3 protein-coding genes are annotated in these 3,975 nt (G+C 32.9%); all 3 read right to left on the bottom strand.

Annotation, left to right across the window (positions count from 1 at the left end; genetic code table 11):
* Positions 1-234: 234 nt before the first annotated feature.
* Positions 235-1,161: a GNAT family N-acetyltransferase gene (locus tag F459_RS23850; protein WP_020614746.1), complete on the bottom strand. Its 927-nt coding sequence runs from the start codon at positions 1,159-1,161 to the stop codon at positions 235-237.
* A 288-nt stretch (positions 1,162-1,449) separates the two neighbouring features.
* The gene (locus F459_RS0121715; protein WP_026295156.1) at positions 1,450-2,529 is read right to left on the bottom strand and encodes a Fic family protein; all 1,080 of its coding nucleotides are present in this window, start codon (positions 2,527-2,529) and stop codon (positions 1,450-1,452) included.
* A 299-nt stretch (positions 2,530-2,828) separates the two neighbouring features.
* Complete coding sequence (locus F459_RS0121710; protein WP_020614744.1) at positions 2,829-3,776, bottom strand: hypothetical protein; 948 nt, start codon at positions 3,774-3,776, stop codon at positions 2,829-2,831.
* Positions 3,777-3,975 lie beyond the last annotated feature (199 nt).

Genomic DNA, 3,975 nt, shown 5'->3' with positions numbered 1-3,975 from the left:
CTGGTAAAAACTATGAAGGACAATCCTCTACCGAAGGTAAAAAATCTTCACAAAATATTTCAAAGAGCGCGTAATCTATGTTGACATAAAGCGCACTGGCGTGGTTTGTGCTCTTTCCCTCATGCATTGTAACATATCTTTCACAGATTAGAACTTTCGCTTTCAAATTCTGCTCTTCTTTACCCAATGCCCAGCACAAACCATGACAGTAGCCACGTCTGCTCCAATTGCTGGTTATCTATATTCATCATATATCACTTCAAATCTCTCAAATATCACCGGGATATCTTCTGAGAATTTTTTTCTTTTTTTTTCATATTCATTTCGAAAGAAATGTTCATGCACATTTCTCCAATATTCCAGTGATAAATCTCCTTCCCCTTCTAATCTCGCCTCTTCTTCTGTAATATCTTTAAATCTTTTCTTTCTTATCTCTTCTGTCTTTATTACGCATCCAGGCAATCCATTTCCATGTGTTATTATAGAGATATCACTTTCTTCAGGAACTTTTTCATCAACCTCATACATTTCTAATGCTGATGAGGTTCCCGTTTTTTTTCCCTGTCGTACATATCCAATCAATTTATTGGCAAGATTATCTGTATGACCAAATGACCAGACTTCGTATTCTGATTCTTTATATTCTTCATTCTTCTCTATAAACCTCTTCCAATATTCTTTAATTATCTTATTCAATTCTTCTTTGGAATATATCCTGTATTTTAAAACAATCTGATCAAAACATTGAATATCATTTTCATATATTGGATTCTTATAATTTTCTATCATGTAGTCTTTATTAATAGAATCAAATCTAAACCCACAGCGTTGATACAAATAAAGCTGTCCCATTCCACAATTTCCAGTTTTTATTATGATTTCTTTATATTTCTTCTCTTTTGATACAGATATGGCTTTTTCGATCAGATTTGTCCCTATTTTCTTATTTTGATATTCTTCATCTACAGCAACACAGACAATTTCAGTAGATTCTTTATTAATTTCATTTATTCCGATAATTCCAATAATCTTCTCATTATCCATTGTTGCCCAAAATATTGATGTATCTTTATATTTCTTTATCTGGTCATCATCTTCATCCGCAAGATAGATTAATTCATATGGAACATCTTCATTTCTTATCTGTTTAGTTTCAAGCATTCCTATCACCTTTAAGCAACCGATTTTTACACTATATCCAATATTTCTTCATCTGGACCTAAAAGCTGTACGATTATATCCATCACATTTTAGTCCCTCTGAAATTATAGATAACATTCAATTGAGCTGCGTGGCGTTTACTGGCATGTGTTTGTGCTCTTCACTTCATGCATTATACCATATCTTTTTTGCAGATTAGAGCTTTCGCTTTTAGATTCTGCTCTTCTTTACCCAATCCAAAGCACAAACCATGACAGTAGCCACGTCTGCTCCAATTGCTGGTTATGTTTACATCTTTAGTATATTCATTAAATCACTATTGATAAAAATATTCTCCCTCCCTACTTTTCTCAATTCTAAGATACCTATTTCTGATAGCCTATGCAGGTACACTGATGCCGTCTTTCTTTCAATCTTAAGTCCGTTCACTAAGAAACCTACTTTACAGTAGGGATTCTCAAATAAGATCTCCACTAATTCCTTTGAGTATATCTTTGGCTCTTTCATTCTTATATATTCAATTGTTTCATCTAATAAGCCTTTAATTTTCTTTACTTTCTTTATCGTTTCTTTCGCCGTTTCCTCTATTCCTTTTAAGATGAAAATGATCCATTCTTCCCACTCATCACATTTGGTTATCGATCGTAATAGTCGATAGTATTCACTTTTATTTCTTATAATATAGGAACTCAAATATAAGATCGGTATTTCTAAATAATCTTTCAGCAAGAGATACAATACATTTATAATTCTACCACTTCTCCCATTTCCGTCGTAAAAAGGGTGTATACTCTCAAATTGATAATGTAAAATTGACATTTTTATTAAGCTAGTTTCTTTATTATTTAAATATTCGGTAAAGTTCTTTAGCAAGCCATTTATCACTTCAGGCTCATCTGGCGGTGAATACATGATTTCACCTGTCTTATCATTTACTAATCTTGTTCCTGGGGCCTTTCGTATTCCTGCATCATTTTTCACAAGAATCTTCTGGATCTCTACAATATCATTTATTGAAATATACCCATGCTCTTTCAGCCTTCTCCATCCAGCTGTCAATGCTTCTCTATAGTACATTACCTCCTTCGTCTCCGAATCTATAGCTTTTGTGCTGGATAGCGCTTGATACAATTTGTCTTTCGTAGTGATGATATTTTCAATTTCTGAACTATCTTTTGATTCTTGGAGAATAATTGCATTAATTAAGATTGATTGATTCGGGATGATGTTTGCTATTCCCTTTAGTTCAAAGATTGCTGCTCTCGCGGCACTCTCTTGCTTCCAAATAGCAATAGATTCATACTTTTCTAACGCTGGAGGCACTAGTGGAAGTGAATTATACGGTACTTTAGGATCAAAACCATTCATTTGTCCAATGATAACTGATTTGTGTACACAAGTCAACAATGTGTACACAAATTTTAACTCTTAGTACATATAAATAGAAAACGCACGAATTATTCGCATATTTGGACATTTCCAGATGTAAACATAACATTCAATTGAGCTGCATGCCGTTAAGTTGGCGTGCTTTGTGCTGATTCCAATCAACATTATACAACTACTTTTGCTTGGAATCACCAGGTTTCTGCATTACACCTTTTTTCTTCAGCTGCACAAAGCATGACAATAGGCATGTCTGCTCCAATTGCTGGTTATCTATTTCTTCATTTGAACTCGTATTTTCCTTTTCTCAATCGTTCTCTGCCTGTAGCAATTTTTATTATTTCAGCGGTGTCATTGAATACAACGTCTTCATTCTTCCAATCTGTTCGTACTAAGTCAATTAATGGACTAAATTCATTATCTATGATTTTCATCATATCTTTTACTATAACTGTTGCTTTTTTAAGTTTCACGCGTCCATCATTTTCTATGGTAACTGGTATTTTTACACATTCATCTTCATACACCAATGTATCGCCTGTTTTAAGTTTCCCATCTTGAATGTCTTTCAGATATGCTCCTGGACGTATATCCATTGTCTCACTAATTTTTTCTTGTAGATATTGATTCATTTCTTTGTCGTCACATATTTTTGTTCCTCTGGAATTATTGATTCGTGTTAGAGCATACTTAGCGATATTGGAAAAATACTGATGATATTGATCCTTTGAAAAAAGTTTGATGACTTCCAAAAAGTAAACATCAAATATGCTAATTGATAAAACATGAAAAACATTTTTTTTGAAGTTTATTTTTAACTTCTCTTCTGGTCCTAAAAACTCTTTTATAAATGACTTTTGAATGAAGAAAGCATATTCAGAACCATTCGACAACATCCCATACGGAATATCGTCATGGTATTCAATATATTCTGAAATTTGTTTGTGAAGACTTGTTAATGGAGAATTAAGTCTTTTTGCTTCAACAATAAATCTGTTATCGATGAGAAAATCAAACCTGTTAAATTTCTTATTACTAGTATATTCGTACTTAATATCTCTCAACGCGTCAAATCCGAGAAGTGTTTCAAATAGTGGCGTCAATATCGCGCATTCAACACCTTTTTCCTGCAGAGTAGCAATAATACTGTCTTGCTGGTCTTCATTTGAAAGTAGTTCTTTAATTGTATCAATCCGTTGCAGAAAACTAGATTCATTAAGAGCTGGCATTTTTTTCTCCTTTTAATTGATTATATGCAACTTTATAGCGATGTAAATATATTTTTTAAATATTAAACTATAACAAGTCCATTAAATCCAATATCTCTTATTTGGATGTACAGTTCAGCACCTTATTAACAATTATCTAAGATCCCCATTTACAGTTTCGGTACATACTGAAACTCATGAATATCATACACCCGAAGAT

Origin of the sequence: Sediminispirochaeta bajacaliforniensis DSM 16054 (assembly GCF_000378205.1) — a bacterium.
In the GTDB taxonomy this organism is placed as follows: Bacteria; Spirochaetota; Spirochaetia; order DSM-16054; family Sediminispirochaetaceae; genus Sediminispirochaeta; species Sediminispirochaeta bajacaliforniensis.
The sequence above is the reverse complement of the archived record's forward strand: the minus strand, read 5'-3'. Positions and strand labels throughout refer to the sequence as shown.

What these genes read in the sequence shown, in the direction of transcription:
- F459_RS23850 (WP_020614746.1), bottom strand. Translation starts at nt 1,161, where the DNA reads ATGCTTGAAACTAAACAGATAAGAAATGAAGATGTTCCATATGAATTA.
- F459_RS0121710 (WP_020614744.1), bottom strand. Translation starts at nt 3,776, where the DNA reads ATGCCAGCTCTTAATGAATCTAGTTTTCTGCAACGGATTGATACAATT.
- F459_RS0121715 (WP_026295156.1), bottom strand. Translation starts at nt 2,529, where the DNA reads ATGAATGGTTTTGATCCTAAAGTACCGTATAATTCACTTCCACTAGTG.